Annotated in this window: 20 protein-coding genes; 14 read left to right on the top strand and 6 right to left on the bottom strand. The window is 45.7% G+C overall.

Going from position 1 to position 16765, the window contains the following annotated elements; translation table 11 throughout:
• The first annotated feature begins 51 nt into the window (after nt 1–51).
• The 11 genes from QUA40_RS16125 (at nt 52) to QUA40_RS16075 (ending at nt 9290) form a co-directional block, all read left to right on the top strand.
• Complete coding sequence (locus QUA40_RS16125) at nt 52–1011, top strand: aldo/keto reductase (RefSeq protein ID WP_333127512.1); 960 nt, start codon at nt 52–54, stop codon at nt 1009–1011.
• 177 nt (nt 1012–1188) lie between these two features.
• Nucleotides 1189–3060 carry a serine/threonine-protein kinase gene (locus QUA40_RS16120; protein WP_333127511.1) on the top strand — a complete coding sequence of 624 codons (1872 nt, stop codon included), beginning with the start codon at nt 1189–1191 and terminating at the stop codon, nt 3058–3060.
• A gap of 25 nt (nt 3061–3085) precedes the next feature.
• Entirely contained in the window at nt 3086–3652 is a 567-nt protein-coding gene (locus QUA40_RS16115; protein ID WP_333127509.1) for a GNAT family N-acetyltransferase, read from the top strand.
• Between the two features lie 25 nt (nt 3653–3677).
• Complete coding sequence (locus QUA40_RS16110; RefSeq protein ID WP_333127507.1) at nt 3678–4922, top strand: RNA polymerase sigma factor; 1245 nt, start codon at nt 3678–3680, stop codon at nt 4920–4922.
• Nucleotides 4923–5210: 288 nt separating this feature from the next.
• Nucleotides 5211–6482, top strand: coding sequence for an RNA-guided endonuclease IscB (gene iscB, locus QUA40_RS16105; RefSeq protein WP_333127505.1), 1272 nt, complete (start codon nt 5211–5213; stop codon nt 6480–6482).
• 47 nt (nt 6483–6529) lie between these two features.
• Nucleotides 6530–6889 (top strand): YciI family protein, encoded by a 360-nt coding sequence (locus QUA40_RS16100; RefSeq protein WP_333127503.1) that lies wholly within the window; start codon nt 6530–6532, stop codon nt 6887–6889.
• Between the two features lie 175 nt (nt 6890–7064).
• On the top strand, nt 7065–7517 hold the full coding sequence (locus QUA40_RS16095) for a nuclear transport factor 2 family protein (protein WP_333127501.1): 453 nt from the start codon (nt 7065–7067) through the stop codon (nt 7515–7517).
• A gap of 37 nt (nt 7518–7554) precedes the next feature.
• Nucleotides 7555–7986, top strand: a complete 432-nt coding sequence (locus tag QUA40_RS16090) for a YciI family protein (protein WP_333127499.1) — start codon at nt 7555–7557, stop codon at nt 7984–7986.
• A gap of 88 nt (nt 7987–8074) precedes the next feature.
• On the top strand, nt 8075–8488 hold the full coding sequence (locus QUA40_RS16085) for a VOC family protein (RefSeq protein ID WP_333127497.1): 414 nt from the start codon (nt 8075–8077) through the stop codon (nt 8486–8488).
• A 102-nt stretch (nt 8489–8590) separates the two neighbouring features.
• The gene (locus QUA40_RS16080; RefSeq protein WP_333127495.1) at nt 8591–8998 is read left to right on the top strand and encodes a VOC family protein; all 408 of its coding nucleotides are present in this window, start codon (nt 8591–8593) and stop codon (nt 8996–8998) included.
• Between the two features lie 58 nt (nt 8999–9056).
• Nucleotides 9057–9290, top strand: coding sequence for a hypothetical protein (locus QUA40_RS16075; RefSeq protein WP_333127493.1), 234 nt, complete (start codon nt 9057–9059; stop codon nt 9288–9290).
• A gap of 36 nt (nt 9291–9326) precedes the next feature.
• Here QUA40_RS16075 and QUA40_RS16070 read toward each other — a convergent pair whose 3' ends face one another.
• Together QUA40_RS16070 and QUA40_RS16065 are read right to left on the bottom strand one after the other, a co-directional pair.
• Complete coding sequence (locus tag QUA40_RS16070) at nt 9327–9842, bottom strand: hypothetical protein (protein ID WP_333127548.1); 516 nt, start codon at nt 9840–9842, stop codon at nt 9327–9329.
• Nucleotides 9843–9996: 154 nt separating this feature from the next.
• Entirely contained in the window at nt 9997–10182 is a 186-nt protein-coding gene (locus QUA40_RS16065) for a hypothetical protein (protein ID WP_333127491.1), read from the bottom strand.
• Nucleotides 10183–10316: 134 nt separating this feature from the next.
• On the opposite strand from QUA40_RS16065, the gene QUA40_RS16060 reads away from it, so the two are divergent.
• From QUA40_RS16060 to yidD, 3 genes are all read left to right on the top strand, one after another.
• Nucleotides 10317–10667 (top strand): hypothetical protein, encoded by a 351-nt coding sequence (locus QUA40_RS16060; protein ID WP_333127489.1) that lies wholly within the window; start codon nt 10317–10319, stop codon nt 10665–10667.
• Between the two features lie 74 nt (nt 10668–10741).
• The gene (locus tag QUA40_RS16055) at nt 10742–11842 is read left to right on the top strand and encodes a CFI-box-CTERM domain-containing protein (RefSeq protein ID WP_333127487.1); all 1101 of its coding nucleotides are present in this window, start codon (nt 10742–10744) and stop codon (nt 11840–11842) included.
• 10 nt (nt 11843–11852) lie between these two features.
• Nucleotides 11853–12281, top strand: a complete 429-nt coding sequence (yidD, locus tag QUA40_RS29030) for a membrane protein insertion efficiency factor YidD (protein WP_445301154.1) — start codon at nt 11853–11855, stop codon at nt 12279–12281.
• A 131-nt stretch (nt 12282–12412) separates the two neighbouring features.
• On the opposite strand, the gene QUA40_RS16050 is transcribed toward yidD, so the two are convergent.
• From QUA40_RS16050 to QUA40_RS16035, 4 genes are all read right to left on the bottom strand, one after another.
• Nucleotides 12413–13348: a branched-chain amino acid ABC transporter permease gene (locus QUA40_RS16050; protein WP_333127485.1), complete on the bottom strand. Its 936-nt coding sequence runs from the start codon at nt 13346–13348 to the stop codon at nt 12413–12415.
• A 39-nt stretch (nt 13349–13387) separates the two neighbouring features.
• Nucleotides 13388–13957, bottom strand: a complete 570-nt coding sequence (locus tag QUA40_RS16045; protein WP_333127483.1) for a GNAT family N-acetyltransferase — start codon at nt 13955–13957, stop codon at nt 13388–13390.
• Nucleotides 13958–14108: 151 nt separating this feature from the next.
• Nucleotides 14109–15059, bottom strand: a complete 951-nt coding sequence (locus tag QUA40_RS16040; RefSeq protein WP_333127481.1) for a branched-chain amino acid ABC transporter permease — start codon at nt 15057–15059, stop codon at nt 14109–14111.
• A 150-nt stretch (nt 15060–15209) separates the two neighbouring features.
• Complete coding sequence (locus tag QUA40_RS16035; RefSeq protein WP_333127479.1) at nt 15210–16466, bottom strand: ABC transporter substrate-binding protein; 1257 nt, start codon at nt 16464–16466, stop codon at nt 15210–15212.
• Nucleotides 16467–16765: the final 299 nt, after the last annotated feature.

The raw sequence follows: 16765 nt of genomic DNA, 5'->3' as shown, positions 1-16765 counted from the left end.
GATTAGGTAGCTTGAGGGTGAATACTAAAAATCTCAATGAGGACTTAGGGTATGGAAAAGCGACAATTGGGGACATCACAAATTCAGATTACCCCGATAATTATGGGGACTTGGCAAGCTGGGAAGCGGATGTGGGTGGGAATTGAGGATGCTGAAACTGTCAAAGCAATGCGCGCCGCTTTTGAGGCAGGTATTACCACTTTTGATACGGCTGAGGTTTACGGAGAAGGGCATTCGGAACAAATTATCGGTCAAGCACTTTCAGATGTGCGATCGCAAGTAGTTTATGCTAGCAAAGTCTTTGCCAACCACCTGAAACCCGATTTGCTAGTCGAAGCGTGCGATCGATCGCTAAAAAACCTCAACACCGATTATATCGACCTTTACCAAATCCACTGGCCCGCTGGCACTTGGAATTCCGAGTTAGTGCCAATTGCAGAAACAATGGACGCCCTGAACAAGTTAAAAGAACAGGGAAAAATTCGGGCGATCGGCGTTTCCAACTTCTCCCGCGCCCAAATAGCAGAAGCCGCCCAATACGGACGCATCGACAGCTTGCAACCGCCCTATTCTCTGTTTTGGCGCTGGGTAGAAAAAGAGGCCATGTCCTACTGTGCCGACAACCATATCTCAATCCTTGCCTACTCATCTCTAGCTCAAGGAATATTAACAGGTAAATTTGGGCCAGAACACAAATTTGAAGAAGGCGATCACCGCGCCAAAAGTAAGCTGTTCCTCAAAGAAAATTATGAACGAGTGCAAACAGCATTGAATAAACTCAGACCAATTGCCGATCGCCACCAGACAAGCTTAGGAAATTTAGCTTTAGCATGGTTAATTGCCCAGCCCCAAACCAATGCAATTGTCGGCGCGCGTAATGCTGAACAAGCCGCAGCTAATGCTAAAGCTGCCGAAGTAAAGCTGAGTCAGGAGGACTTAAAAGAAATTGATGCGATCGGGCGAACAGTCACCGACCATTTAGACGACAATCCAGTCATGTGGAATTTCTAAAATAAAAGACTGGGCGGTTGAAACCGCGGCGACACAAACAAAACCCGCCTCCGCGGGTTGAAGACATTGCAATTAAAATCACGTTTTTTTTTAGTCTGCGGAGGCAGACTTCGTTCGTGTAGACGCGGTTTCAACCGCCGTCTTATCTACAATCCGAAATCCAAAATCTAAAATAGAATGAGTTACTGCCTAAACCCCAACTGTTCCAAGCCCCAAAACCCGGATGCAGCGAAAATTTGCCGCAATTGTCGGTCAAAACTGCTGTTGCGCGACAGATACCGGGCCATAAAGGCGATCGGACAAGGAGGTTTTGGCAGAACATTCCTCGCCGTAGACGAAGACAAACCCTCCAAACCCCGCTGCGTCATCAAACAATTTCTACCCCCAGAAACCCAACTCATCCCATCAGCCAGCAATCGCAACAGCAAAAAAGCAGCCGAACTTTTTGAACAAGAAGCAATGCGATTAGACGAATTGGGAAAACACCCTCAAATCCCCGAACTCTTAGCCTATTCCATCCAAGACAGCCGACAATATGTAGTCCAAGAATTTATCGACGGACAAAATTTAGCACAAATCGTAGCCACAGAAGGCACATTTACACAAAAGCAAATTCAAGACTTACTCAACAGCTTATTACCCGTACTTCACTTCATCCATTCCCACAATGTTATTCACCGAGATATCAAACCCGAAAACATCATCCGCCGCGCCGACAAACAATTAGTTTTAGTAGACTTTGGTGCCGCCAAAATAGCCACAGGTACAGCCCTACTCAAAACAGGAACCAGCATCGGCAGCCCCGAATACATCGCCCCCGAACAAGCCCGAGGCAAAGCATTTTTCACCAGCGACTTGTACAGTTTAGGCGTAACTTGCCTGTATTTGCTAACTCAAGTTTCCCCCTTTGACCTCTTCGATCCGGGCGAAGATGCCTGGATTTGGCGACAATATTTGGCGAATAACCCGGTGAGTGAAGAAATGGGCAAAATCTTAGACAAACTGATTGAAAATGCTACGAACCGTCGCTATCAAACGGCTGTTGAAGTATTAACCCAATTGAATCCAGAAGCAGCTATTAAACTCACCATTCCTCAAACAATTACCAAATCAGTCAAACCGGCAACTAATCCCAGTCCGCCCCCACAGCCAACTCATAACTGGCAATGTATTCACACATTAACAGGACACAAAAACTTAATTTTCTCTGTAGCTTTCAGTCCCAACGGAGAAGTTATAGCCAGCGGCAGCGATGACAAAACAATCAAGCTTTGGCAGGTACAAGACGGGCAAGAAATAGTGACTCTCGCAGGACACGCTAACTCAGTTCATACAGTAGTTTTCAGCCCCGACGGAAAGATACTTGCCAGTAGCAGCCACGACAAAACAATCAAATTTTGGCGGATGAAAGACGGGCAAGAAATCCGCACACTTTCCGGTCATAGCAACTCTGTTTATGGCTTAGCTTTCAGTCCCGACGGCGCAACTGTGGCTAGCAGCAGTTGGGACAAAACAATCAAACTTTGGCGGGTGAAAGACGGGGAAGAAATTCGCACACTTTCTGGTCACATTAACTTAGTTTACTTCGTCGCCTTCAGTCCTGACGGAGAAACTATTGCTAGCAGCAGTTGGGACAGAACTATCAAGATTTGGCGAGTCAAAGATGGCAAGCTAATTCGGACGCTGACAGGTCATACAGACTGTGTTCGCTGTCTGGCTTTCAGTCCCAACGGAGAGTTTCTTGCCAGTGGCAGTCACGACAATACGATCAAAATTTGGTGGATGAAGGACGGGCAAGAAGTTTTAACAATTTCTGGTCATTCTTGGTATGTAGATTCGCTCGCGTTTAGTTCCGATGGCGAGGTGATTGCCAGCAGCAGCAATCAAACTATCAAGATTTGGCAAGTTAAAGACGGTAGGGAAATTTGTAATATTTCTGGGCATACAAATTCTGTTTATTCCGTTAATTTTAGCCCGGAAGGAGAGTTTTTGGCTAGCGGCAGCAGTGACAAAAGTATTAAGATTTGGCAGAATATGATGTTTGTTTAATTGCCCATAATTAAAGTTGTAAGTTATGATAAAGATTGTAACCAAAAGATTTCTGCTGCGTGACTTTGTAGATGCCGATCGATCGCCATTCTTGGACTATCAAGCCGATCCGCGCAACCAGACATTTTACGAACCCGATCGGTCTAGTCCCGACCATGCCGCACGTCTATTCGAGATGTTTCAGGCATGGGCTGGCGATCGCCCTCGACTCAATTACCAACTGGCGATCGTACAACGACAGGAACCTTACGCGCTTGTCGGTTGCTGTGGACTGCGGGGAGAATTGTGCGAAACTGGCGAGATGGAATTTGGTCTAGAACTGGCACCAGCCTATTGGGGGCGATATGCCTACGCGATCGAGGTGGGGCGTGCGCTGCTCGACTTTGGGTTCGCGGAACTCGATCTGAAGGCGCTCTCCGGGTCTACCGTAAGTGCAAATACCCGGATCGCTCGGTTGGCCGAGTGGATAGGAGCAGAAGTGGTTGCTACCCGCCCAGGGTCATCATGGATGTCCGATCGCGGTTGGAGCGAGGTCGATTGGCGGATTGCACGGACGCAATGGGAGCATCGTACTCTGCGGCACGGGCGATAATATATGTTTGTTTTGTGAACGGTTTATGAATGATGCAGCAGCCGATCAAATCCGTCAGCAGGTGGATGCTGTCTACCGATCCGAGTCGCGTCGCGTTTTAGCCACACTGATCCGCTTGCTCGGTGACTTTGATCGCGCCCAAGAGGCGATGCACGAAGCCTTCGCTGCGGCTGTAGCGCAATGGCCCCGTGACGGCATTCCCGCTAACCCGCGATCGTGGCTTGTATCTACGGGTCGCTTTAAAGCGATCGACACCATCCGCCGTCGCGCCCGCTTTGATACGCACTTGGCAGAACTCGCTCAACAACTCGATCCGAGTGACACCACAATCGAGGATGACGAGGACGTTGAGGACGATCGCCTGCGCTTGATTTTCACTTGCTGTCATCCGGCCCTGTCGCCAGAAGCTCAGGTGGCGTTGACCCTGCGGGAAGTCTGCGGACTCAGTACCGAGGAAATTGCCAGCGCCTTCCTGATTCCTCCCCCCACGTTGGCGCAGCGGATCGTGCGGGCGAAGGCGAAGATCCGATCCGCGCGCATTCCTTATCAAGTGCCGTCGAAAACCGATTTGCCCGATCGATTGGACACCGTGCTTCAAACGATCTACCTGGTGTTTAACGAAGGGTACGCGGCCTCATCTGGCCGATCGCTGACGCGGGCCGATCTCGCTGGCGAAGCGATCCGTTTGGGACGGCTGGTAATGGAACTGTTGCCAGACTCCGAGGTGATTGGACTCCTGGCGCTGATGCTGCTGCAAGAATCGCGGCGCACCGCACGCACTTCCTCCACAGGCGACCTCATCCTTCTACAAGACCAAGATCGATCGCTCTGGAATCAAGCACAAATTTCTGAAGGCAGGTTACTGGTGCAGCAATCGCTATCATCAGGACGGTTTGGTTCGTACACGCTTCAGGCTGCGATCTCAGCGGTGCATTCAGAGGCCCAGAGTGCTGCTGCAACGGACTGGGCGCAGATTGTGGGCTTATACGACCTGCTCGTGCAATTAGAGCCGTCGCCCGTTGTTGCCTTAAATCGGGCGGTGGCAGTGGCAATGCGCGATGGCCCCTTAGCGGGACTGCAATCGATCGACCAAATATTAGCGCGTGGCGATTTGGCAGACTACCATCTGGCACACTCCGCGCGAGCCGATTTGTGTCGGCGGCTGGGCAGAACTGCTGATGCCAGAGAATCCTACCAAAAGGCGCTGGCGATCGTGAAACAGGAACCAGAGCGTCGTTTTCTCGAAAAACGCCTTCGCGAGTTAAGCTGAAAAAATTTTTTGCTGCGCTGTCGATTTGCAGCCTCGCCGAACGACTACTAAGTCAGGAACCTCAGCCTAAAGGCATGAGGCTTGCGGGAGAAATCCAGTAAGCCATTCTGACCAGCCAAGCGTCTTAATTGACTACATTTCGAGAGTCAGGACACCCTTAGATGCGTGCTAGTCTTCTGCTCTGTCGTTAACAATTAAACAGTTCTAAGGTCACTGGAGCAGTGTTGTTAACCTAACAAGCTCTCGAAATATTGGCGAAGCAAACATTACCCCGCAAGGGAGAATTTCATGCAAAATTACACATTTGTACTTGATACCAATAAGCGCCCGCTAGATCCAGTTCATCCTGCCGTGGCTAGAAAATTACTCTCGAATGGCGAAGCTGCGGTCTTCCGTAGATACCCGTTTACCATCATTCTTAAACCCGGTGTTGATACCCCTACCCAATTGATCGAGATCAAACTAGATCCTGGTAGTAAAACTACAGGAATTGCGCTACTCAAAGGCGAAAAGCTTATCTTTGTAGCCGAGCTAAATCACAGAGGACAAGCAATTAAAGCTAGTTTGGATTCTCGCCGTGCTATCCGTCGATGTCGTCGAGCTAGACATACCCACTACCGTCAAGCGCGTTTCCTGAATCGCACTCGCCCAAAGAGCTGGCTAGCTCCTAGCTTGAAACACAGAGTAGATACGACCTTGACTTGGGTTAACAAATTCATCAGATTTGCACCCGTAAATAGTATTGCGATGGAGTTGGTTCGATTTGATTTTCAGCAACTAGAGAAGCCCGAAATCTCTGGGGTAGAATATCAGCAAGGCGAATTACTTGGGTACGATATCAGAGAATATCTGCTTAACAAATGGGACAGAAAGTGTACTTATTGCAAGACTGAAAATATCCCCTTGCAGGTAGAACACATTCATCCCAAGGCAAAAGGAGGTAGCAATCGTATCTCTAATCTGTGTCTAGCTTGCGAAAAATGTAATCTCAAGAAAGGCACTCAAGATATTAAGGATTTCCTCTCGAAGAAGCCAGACTTACTCAAGCAAATCATGGTACAAGTCAAACGACCACTAAAAGATGCCACCGCCGTCAATTCAACCCGCTGGGCATTGTTCAACCAACTCAAGCTAACGGAATTACCTGTTACGACAGGCTCCGGCGGGCAGACAAAATACAATCGTAATCGATTAGAGTTGCCCAAAACTCATTATTTTGATGCTGCTTGTGTTGCCAAGGTTGATAAATTAGTTGTGTTAACCGCTCAGCCATTGCTAATCAAAGCTAACGGTCATGGCACTCGGCAAATGTGTCGCACTGATAAATTTGGTTTTCCATCTCGTTACGTACCTCGCGACAAATTTGTTAAAGGTTTTCAAACTGGCGACATTGTGAAAGCAGTGGTAACCACTGGAAAAAAAATTGGTGAATATGTTGGTAGAGTAGCTGTTCGCAGCAGCGGTTTTTTCAATATATCAGCGAAAGAATTGGTACAGGGTATTAACCATAAATACTGTCAGATTATCCATAGAAAAGATGGGTATTCGTACCAGTTCTAGTTTAAGTAAAGCCGTCTTGAAAGACGGGGTTTCAACCAATAATTTTGATGAAATACATATTGCTGATTTACAGCGACGAAAATGCCTGGACTGAAAGCGAGCTGCAGCAATGCTACGCAAAGTCTTTGCAGCTAACCCAAGAACTGCAAGCGAACAATCAATATTTGGGTGCTTCGCCGCTACACTCGATCGCCACAGCAACCAGTATTCGAGTGCGTGACGGCAAAAAACTTGTCACCGATGGGCCGTTTGCGGAGACGCGCGAACAACTCGGTGGCTACTTTCTGATCGATGCCAAGGATCTTGACGAAGCGATCGCGATCGCAGCACGCATACCAAGCGCCAGTAAAGGTACGGTTGAAATTCGCCCGATCGTGGAACTGTCGGGCTTGCCATCAGACCAGTAGTTGCCGTCAATACCGCTCAACGCAAAGTTCCACATCCGCACTGAGAAACTTTTCCAGAAAAAATGTTCAACTTGTCGATCGCACACACCTCTATTCGACTAGATGGTAGAGCAAGGGTTAGCAGCTTTCAATCTGCGCCCGGAAAACCAATCGACATCAATAAGGAGAGACCACGATGACTATGACAGCCGAAACCACCAAAACACAAGACGAAGCCCTGATTCGACAAATCATCGCAGATACGGCCAGTGCCATCTGCGCCAAAGACCTCGATCGCATCATGGCGCACTACGCCCAAGATGTCATTATTTTCGATGCAAAACCGCCGTTCCAAACCAAAGGTGCAGATGAATTTCGACGGACGTGGGAGGCGTGCTTGCCTTACTTCCCGGACTCCTTCGGGATTGAGAGGCGAGACCTCAGCCTCACCGTGAGCGGTGATTTGGCGATCGCGCACTGGCTTTTTCACTTCACAGGGATGGCACCAGATCACCCAGCGGGGCAGATGTGGATGCGAATCACCTCTGGGTGCCAGCGGAAACAGGGCAGATGGCAGATTGTGCACGAGCATTGCTCTGTCCCCTTCGATCCAGAAACGTCTAAAGCCGTTTTCATGATCGCACCTTAGCCCAGCTCAACAACCATAAACAAAAGGAGATTTCACTATGAAAGTCATGGTTCTAATCAAAGCTACCGAAGACTCAGAGGCAGGCGTCATGCCCAGCGAACAGCTTCTGACGGAAATGGGGCAGTACAACGAAGCATTGGTCAAGGCGGGAATTATGCTCGCTGGCGAAGGGCTACATCCCAGCTCAAAAGGAGCGCGGGTGACGTTTTCAGGCACAAATCGCAGCGTGATTGACGGACCGTTCACAGAGACAAAAGAGCTGATTGCCGGATTCTGGATCTGGCAAGTGCAGTCGATGGACGAAGCGATTGCCTGGATCAAACGCTGCCCCAACCCGATGCCAGGAGAATCCGCGATCGAAATTCGCCAGATCTTTACAGCAGAGGACTTCGGCGAATCCTTGACGCCCGAACTCAGGGAACAGGAAGAACGCATTCGGGCGGAGGCAGAACAACTCAACCGTTCTTGAGGGCATAAATACTGCCTAACTTTTCGTTCGGCAGCCACATCATTTCCCATGAATGGATTGGTCGATCGACTATTAACCAAAGGAGTACATGATGCAATCGAATACTTATCTCTTTTTTGACGGTGAATGCAAAGCTGCATTTCAATTCTACGAACAGTGTTTAGGTGGCAAAATCGACGGGATGATGACCTATGGGGATGGGCCCATGTGTCAGGAAATTCCCTCCGAACAGCGCGATCGAATCATGCACGCCAACTTAACTGTGGGTGCAATGGTATTGATGGGTTCTGACACTCCACCCGACGGCTTTAATAAACCACAGGGATTCTCTGTGAATCTTCAATTTGACGATCTAGTCGAAGCGGAGCGGATTTTTCACAAATTGGCAGAAAACGGAACGGTAAAGATGCCATTCCAAGAGACCTTCTGGTCTACCCGTTTTGGAATGCTTGTCGATCGATTTGGCACACCGTGGATGATTAATGTCCAGCCAGCTACCTAACCCTTTCAAGTTTGCTCACAGGCTTTACCCTTCAATTCAAACATTAGCGAAAAATCAATCGTTAATGTTTCACCTTGCGATCGAAGTTAAAAAGGAGAAAACATGGCTACTAAAATTTTCGTGAATTTACCCGTCAAAAATCTCGATCGGTCTGTCGAATTTTTTACTAAACTTGGATTCAGTTTTAACGCTCAATTTACTGACGAAACTGCCACTTGTATGGTTGTGAGCGAAGACATCTTCGTCATGCTCTTGACAGAAGCCAAGTTCAAGGAATTTACACCCAACCCAATTTGCGATGCCACCAAGAGTACAGAAGTGCTGGTGTGCTTGTCTTCCGAGAGCCGAGAAGAAGTGGATAAAATGATTAGCAAGGCAGTTGCTGCTGGCGGAACGACCTACAATGAACCGCAAGACCACGGATTTATGTATGGTCATGGCTTTCAAGATTTAGATGGCCACATTTGGGAAACTATGTTCATGGAACCCTGTGCAGTAAATCAAGGTTAGGCATTTTCTATCTGCTTCCTGAAAACAATACAAAGCTCTTCTCAATGAGTCCAAGTTAGTGATTGCATTGAGAAGAGCGATCGAATATCCAAAAATCCCAAAAGGGTGCACCTCAGTTTGGCAAATACCTGAAAAAATGGCTAAAATGAAAAATTTAGTAAAACAGTTAAAAAAGGATGAGGTAAAGAAAATTACACCCTCAGATAAACAGCAGCTAAAAGCATACTTAAAAGGGGCAGCAAAAATTGTTTACAGAAATACAAATGCGGTTGGCGTAAAACAATTGAGCTGATGAACCCTTACTACACTTTTAATCAACTCATTTTTTTCAATCCATCTGCTTCACGACCTCCAAGGCTAACCCTAACACCTCTGCGATTTGCTCATCCTTTAATCCCAACTGTCGTAATTTACCAACCATTTCAATTTTAACTTGATTAGTGCCGTCCTGGTAGTCAGGAGTCGCAGGCTGACTTTTATCTGGGGTAGGAGTGGGTAGTTCAGAGCAACCATTGATATAGTTAATTGTGTGGCTATTACCAAAATTAGTATTATTATTATTGCGATCGCCAAAATTTATATTCAGATTTAATTGCCGCTCTAGCACAGATTTAAGATTACGTTTATCCACTGGTTCATCAAAAACATCAGATAACATTTGCAAAAGCTTGTAACCGATATCCTTAGCATGACCCGCCGTACAACCATAAGTACCTGCAATATCAGAATACTTTTTTCGGTTCAGTATTCCCTCGATAATTTTACGCTGCAAGTCATTTAGATGTTTGCCTGTCTTCGCGCTGAGCACTTCATCTACAAATTGCAAGATATGGGCAGTGTCCATCAGTAGGGGGAGCGGAGAACAATAGTTACTATAGCAGACTTTTTCCGTCTTTATCCGTCTTTTTCCGCCTTGCATTGCGATTTTAGAAATGCCCGTCTTTTTCCGTCTTTTTTCGCTTTTCAGTTTTGAGCGATCGGTCTATGATACGGAAGAGCTACAAAGCAGCTTCCCTAGAGCAAGTGGCTGCGAACTTAATTCCGCTGGTCAACGGAGAGCGATCGGGATTTACTATTTTGCGAGTTGCGATCGCACTTCTAAATTCTCTTATAGGTTTTGGGCGATCGGCTGTAGGGGTGAACAGCATTTCATCTGACAGTTTCAAGACTTCTGCGATGTCCATAGATCGGTCAGATAGGCAGGTTTTTCCAATCTTATCCGATCTTTCCGACATTTGAGCAAATTTTTCGGGAAAAGTTCCGACTCAATATGACCCATAGTGTTAATTAGCGTTAGTTCGCGATCTGGAGAAAAATTATGTCGGCGTTCGATCAGCGTGGTCAAAAAGTAAACTACCAATACAATGCTGCGGGAGATATCAACTTTGCAACTGTTCAAAATCAAGCAGACCTTGTTAACGAGCTAGAGAAGCTCAAGTTTGAAATAACAAAAGCTGGAGATGCTCAAGTTATTGATGCGGAGATTGTTACAGATGTTCAATATCAGATTCAGAAAGCTGTTGACCAATCCAAAAAGCCTGAACCAAACAAGAATGCCATTCTAGAACATCTCATTCAGGCTAAAGAATTTATAAAAAATCTAGCTGAAGCAGGTGGAATTGTTACTGGGATTATGAAGGCTATTGAATTAGTTCAGCAATTATTTTAGAAGATGAAAGCTGTCATGGTGTATCAATTTGTAGCAGCCATAAAAACTCTCTAACAGCTAGTTATTGCAAAGTTATGACAGATTTCAATCAGCAACATCAAAATGTTACTAATCAAGTTAATCAAGTAATTACTCAACAAATTATAAACAATAACTATATTGTTAACGATGAGTTAGTCGAAAAATTTGTAGAGAACATTGCTGGTCTGCTTTCTCATAACGCAGATCCACAAGTTAAGAAATCTTTGATACTTCAAGTAGTTATTGAATGTGCAAATAGCGGACGTTTGCCACTTTCATCTGAAGAGTCATTGTTAATACTTCGTAAATTAAGTGAACTGAGCTTACAGGAATTCAATAGACTGCTATCTTCTGACAAGAAGTACAAGAAACTGAAAAATCGTCTCGGTTGGTTTATCCTTGGTGGAACTGGTGTTGGTGGTGCTACTGGAGTTGGGGTCACAGCAGCGCACTACGAGAAAATCATTGAGGATCTGAAATCCAATGACGATTTATATAAACCTGTAGGTCGAGAACCCTATCCACCTAATTTCCCAACCGAGGCAGATGACCCAAAACGATCTCCAAAAAATAGAGATCCCTATCCACCTAGTTCAAATCCAACTAAGCCAGAGAACTTAGGACAATCTCTCAGAAAAGGTTCTAGACTTGGTGACGATTTCCTTTCTAAACCATCTCCTCCTCCTGGTGGTGGAGGTGGCGCTGGTAGTTTCCCAAATCTGCCTCACGATCAAGTAATTGACAGTGTAATTGAACGAAATCTTGAGGCAAGAGTTAGTAATCCCGTGGACTTAGGTAGCTCTTTTGGCGGAGGAATACCAGAACCTCAAACAGGTGGTTCTGGTGGAAGTGCTGATTGTGGTGACTATCCTGACTGCGGCGATTGTGGAGGAGGCGATTGTGGAGAATGTGAACCTAATTGCGATTGCTTCATTGCCACTGCTGTTTATGGCAGCTATGATGCACCACAGGTAGTTAGTTTAAGGCATTTTCGAGACGAAAAACTGATGTTTTACTCAATGGGGCGCTTGTTTGTTTCCGCATATTATCAACTGTCCCCCCCTTTAGCTCAATGGCTTAAAAAGCATCCACTTTTTGCGAAAGCTGTACGTCAAATTCTGGATAAATTAGTTGTTTATTTATTAAATAACTAATACTTTTTCTATGTTTATAAACTTTCTCTACCAAAAATTTTTCTCAGCCACACTCTATTATCGATCTCAAAAGCAGAGGTCTGCTCACACAAAGGTAAAGCGTAAAGGTATTCTCACAAAATTTCTGCGGTTAGTTGCGCCAGTGGTGCATGTCATAGACAAAGTAGGCTTGCGATTCTTGCTTGATTACGTTGCTATTCAAGCCATTCAGAGGTATCAAAAACATCTATCACCTCACAAAGGCTTTTCCTGTGCCTACAGCCGACTTCACGGTGCTGAGTCTTGCTCAGAATACTTCCGGAAAAAAGTCAGAACTTACGGTTTATCAAAAGCAATTCCCCTCTTTGAGCAACGACTAAGAGATTGTAAACTTGCTAATGCAACCTTAAAGGCCCAACGTCGGAGTAGAAGAAATTCACAAATAAATTCCGATGGTTAAGAAGTCGGTTAGCAGAGATAGTTGCCGCCTAATACCTCTTTGTTGCCAATTTCCGCCAGAACTCCCAAATTCCAGGAGTCGCCAAACCGCTCGCCCGACATTTGCCAGAACTCCCCGACGATTTCTGACTTTTAAACAGAAGTACGATCGCCCTTTTTAAATTTCTTCAACAACTCCGGCGTCACCAAACCTTGCGGAAAAAATATCGTCCCCAAAACAATCAGCAACCCAAAAACAATTAACCGCCCATCCCGCAGAAATTGCCCCAACCAAACCGGCAATCCTTGAATAGTCGCCATTCCCCTCAAAACCTCCGGCAAAGCAGTAAACACCATCCCACCCAAAACTGCTCCCAGAAAACTTCTGCTACCACCAATTAACACAGAAGTCAAGTAAATAATACTAGCATCAAAAGTCCCTTGACGCGCATTCCAAGTATTCAGGAAATGGGCACTAACTGCACCCACCACACCAGCTAAAACAGCACCTAACGTGAAAGCCAGAACCTTATAAAAAGTTGGGTTAATGCCGATCGCATCAGCCGCCAACTCATCAGCGCGAATCGCAGCAAAAGCCCGCCCCACCCGAATCCGTTCCAGCCGATAGACAATCCCCATACTTACCAAAAGTAAAGGTAGTACAATCCACAAATACTCGATCGGCGTCGCAAACGGTTGCGGAATCCCAAAAATGCCCACAGCCCCGCCAGTGATATCTAAATTCAGCGATAAAACCCGCAAAATTTCCACAAAAGCAATAGTTGCGATCGCCAAATAAATCCCGCTTAACCGCAGCGCCGGAATTCCCACTAAAATCCCCAGCAACCCCGAAACAACCCCTGCAATTATCATCTCCAATAACAGCAATGGCAGTGGAAATAAACCCCCTGTCTGTTGAAAAACCGTCGTAGATAAAATCGCCGCAATATACCCACCCAAAGCATAAAAACCAGGGCTAGCCAGAGACAACTGTCCAGTCATTAGAGGCAAATATAGCGACATTCCCAACGTTGCACCCAGCAACATCGAAACGATTAGAAACCCGTAAGTAGTAAAAAATGTAGCCATAACTTGATTTTAGATTGGAAATTATTATGAAAAATCTGGTTAACTTGGTTTCCAATTACGATTGATTAAGCTAGTCTGAATGTGGTCTTCCCACCGACCATTTATGAACAAATAGTCTCTAGCGTAACCTTCCACCACAAATCCCAATCTTTTAAGTAGATTACCACTACACTGATTGTGAGGCATATAATTTGCCATAACGCGATGTAAATTTAACTCTTCAAAAACATATTGAATTGCAACTCGCACAGATTCACTCATATAACCTTTACCTTGTTGCGCTTCTGCCAGATTATATCCCAAAAAGCAGAAATGACCGGCACCTCGTACAAAATTATCAAAATTAACGTTACCGACAATATACTCAGGATTAGCCTTCTCAAAAATCCACATCTTTAAAGATTTGTCAGACTCAAATCCTTGGAAATCTTTCTCTACTTGTTTTTCCCAATAACTTTCCGTTAAAAAATCCTCCGCCCAATGTCGGTGCCAGGGAGTAAAAAACTTTTGATTGTCACTGTAAAATTTAATAATTTCGCAGATATCCTCTTGATTTGCTAATCGTAAAAAAAGGCGATCGCTGACCATTAATGGAACTTCCGAATTCATCAAACTGCCTCTGAGGTATGAATAAGTTTTCTAGGTACGTCTATAAAACTCCACAAGAGTTTATACGGGCTGGTTTAGGTATAGTCTTTGCTGGAAACCAGCTTTCCCTTCTCAAAACCGCCCTGCCTTATTAGATGTCTTGCAAATAATCCTAAACTTTTTGAATCAAGCGCCGTCCAAACAAACCCTGCGGTCTCACCAATAGCATCATAAACAATATGCCAAAAGCAACAGCATCCTTATAGGCAGAAAAATCACCAGGCACAAAAGCCTCCACCAAACCAATTATAAACCCACCCAAAACAGCCCCAGGAATACTCCCCAACCCACCCAGCACAATCACCGCCAAACCCTTCAAACCAAAAGCAATCCCAAAATACGGCCCAGCAATACTAACACTAGAACCCACTAAACTCCCCGCCAAACCAGCCAGAAAACTGCTCACAAAAAACGTCAAAACAATATATCTGTCAGTATCAATACCCAACAGAGTAGAAGTAGTAGCATCTTCAGCCACAGCCTGCATTGCTTTGCCAAATTTAGTGAAATTTATTAAGTAAGTTAGAAGACTAACAATCGCAATAGCTACGCCAAAAATTAGTATTTGAACAGTGCGAATAGGAATCTGTTTATCCGCCGTACCAAAGTTAATAGCTGCAGGCAAATTGCCGTAAGTATTAGTAGGAAAAGTGTAAATTTCTGCACCGACAAGATACTGGATGATATTGGCGATCGCCACCGCCGCCCCCAAACTAGAAACCACCGTCAGCAGAGGATCTGAGTTTCTGCGGCGCAAAGGCAAAAAAGCAACTCTTTCAACAATTATTCCCACCAAACCAGCCAGCGTACTGCCCAAAATTAGTGCCACAGCAAAAGGAAACTGCACGGGAATTCTCGCATTAGCCAACAACCCGTTAAAACCAAAAGCACCGCCCATCAGCGCATAAGTGAAATAAGCACCCAAAGTAAAAACTGCACCGTGAGCAAAATTAATAATTCCGAGAATAGAAAACACTAGGGTGTATCCCAGGGCAAAAATAGCATACACGCTGCCGATCGACAAACCATTCAAAAATTGTTGCAGAAACAGAGTTAAGTCCATCACCAGTTAAGAATTGAGCGTCACACCGAAATCATTCAACAACAAAAAACATATAATTTTTACTCTGACTTCTGACTTCCCCCCTTGGGGGCAGGGGGGGTGACTTCAAAGTCACACTCAATAACTCATCCGTGTATCCGTGTTCTGACTTCATTTCAAAAACTCAAATTTACCGTTATTTCCATCAGCATCCATTTTGATCTGTGCCACATAAAACTCTTTCTGATTGATTTCACCTTCCGGCGTAAAAGAAATTTCCCCCAGAGGCGTATCGTACTTTCCACTCAACACCTGCTGATTCAAATTTGTACGCAATTCTGCCAAAGGCTTTTGGCTAACCTTCGACTTAGCATTAATTTCTTTTAATGACTCAACAAAAACTTGTACGCCAGTAAAAGCTTGAGCGCTAAACTGAGGCGGTTCCTTCTTAAATTGAGCGCGATAAGCATCACGAAAAGCCTTATTAATCTCATTCTGATATTCCGGGCTGTATGCTTGGGCAATTAAAACCCCATCGCAAAGAGCCTTGCAAACCGAAAATACATTGGAAGTATTCAGACCGTTGCCCCCAATGATAACGCCTTTGTAGCCCAACTCCCGCAACTGCTTAATTAAATTGCCTCCATCTGCGGCCAACCCAGAAATAATTATCAAATCGGGCTTGACATTTATCCCATTAGTGGCTTGAGATTGGAAATCTGTATCAGTAGTCAAGAATTTTTGGACCGTTGCCAATTCCAGTCCCATATCTTTAACCGTTGCCTGAAAAGTTTCCGTCTCAGATTTGCTAAAAGCATCATTCTGAGCAAAAAACACGGCTACTTTCTTAATATTGGGATTTTGCTTCAGGGCCGCCTTAACCGCATTAGGTGCTACCACGGCGACAGGCGCGGAGACTCTGGTTACATAATCGCCAATCTGAGGAATGCCTTTAGCGGTGTTGGAGGGCGCGAGTACGGGAACTTTGGCGCGATCGGCGATCGGATCGGCACTAAAAGCCTGCTGGGAAAGCGTTGGCCCCACAATACCTACCACCTTATCCTGATTGATCAGAGTATTGAAGGCATTGATCGCCCCTTGTTCATCTCCACCAGTATCTTGGAACACCAGTTTAATCGGTGTCCCATCCACACCGCCCTTATCGTTGAAATACTTCTCAGCAATTTTTGCCCCAGCCACCTGTTCCTGACCGAGCAAAGCCACATTGCTAGTTTGCGCCACCCCAACCCCAACGGGAATAGCGGTAGAGTTCCCCGCAGCCGAACCCTGTGGCGAAGTTGCCGGAGATGGCGAAGTACCTGGAGATACTGTAGTCGATGTCTGGGGAGTGTTCGTCTGAGTGCAAGCCATCAGCAGTGAAGCGCAGGTAACGAACAAGGCACTAGGGCCAGGGGCAGGTTTTTTCATGAGCGGGCGATCGAACACATATATAGGTCATCTCCACTATATAGACCATCTCTATAGAGAACATATATATGATGTGCAAATATTCTACCGATTCGGGCGAGAGACCCCGGTCAAAAACCCTATTTAGGGGTCAAGAAACAGCCCCTTGCCCTAAAGAGGAGTCAGCCAGGGGAGGTCAAAGGGGTATTTTATAGCCGAAACCCTTACGGTGTATGGCGTCAAAAAAAAGTCAAAAATATTTTCGCAAAAAGCTTGACAACTCAGGGGAGAGTTGATACATTAATAAAGCGCCAGAAGAG

Origin of the sequence: Microcoleus sp. Pol11C3, from assembly GCF_036701485.1 — a bacterium.
GTDB lineage: Bacteria > Cyanobacteriota > Cyanobacteriia > Cyanobacteriales > Microcoleaceae > Microcoleus.
Note: the sequence above shows the minus strand (reverse complement) of the source record. Positions and strands in the feature narration are given on the sequence as shown.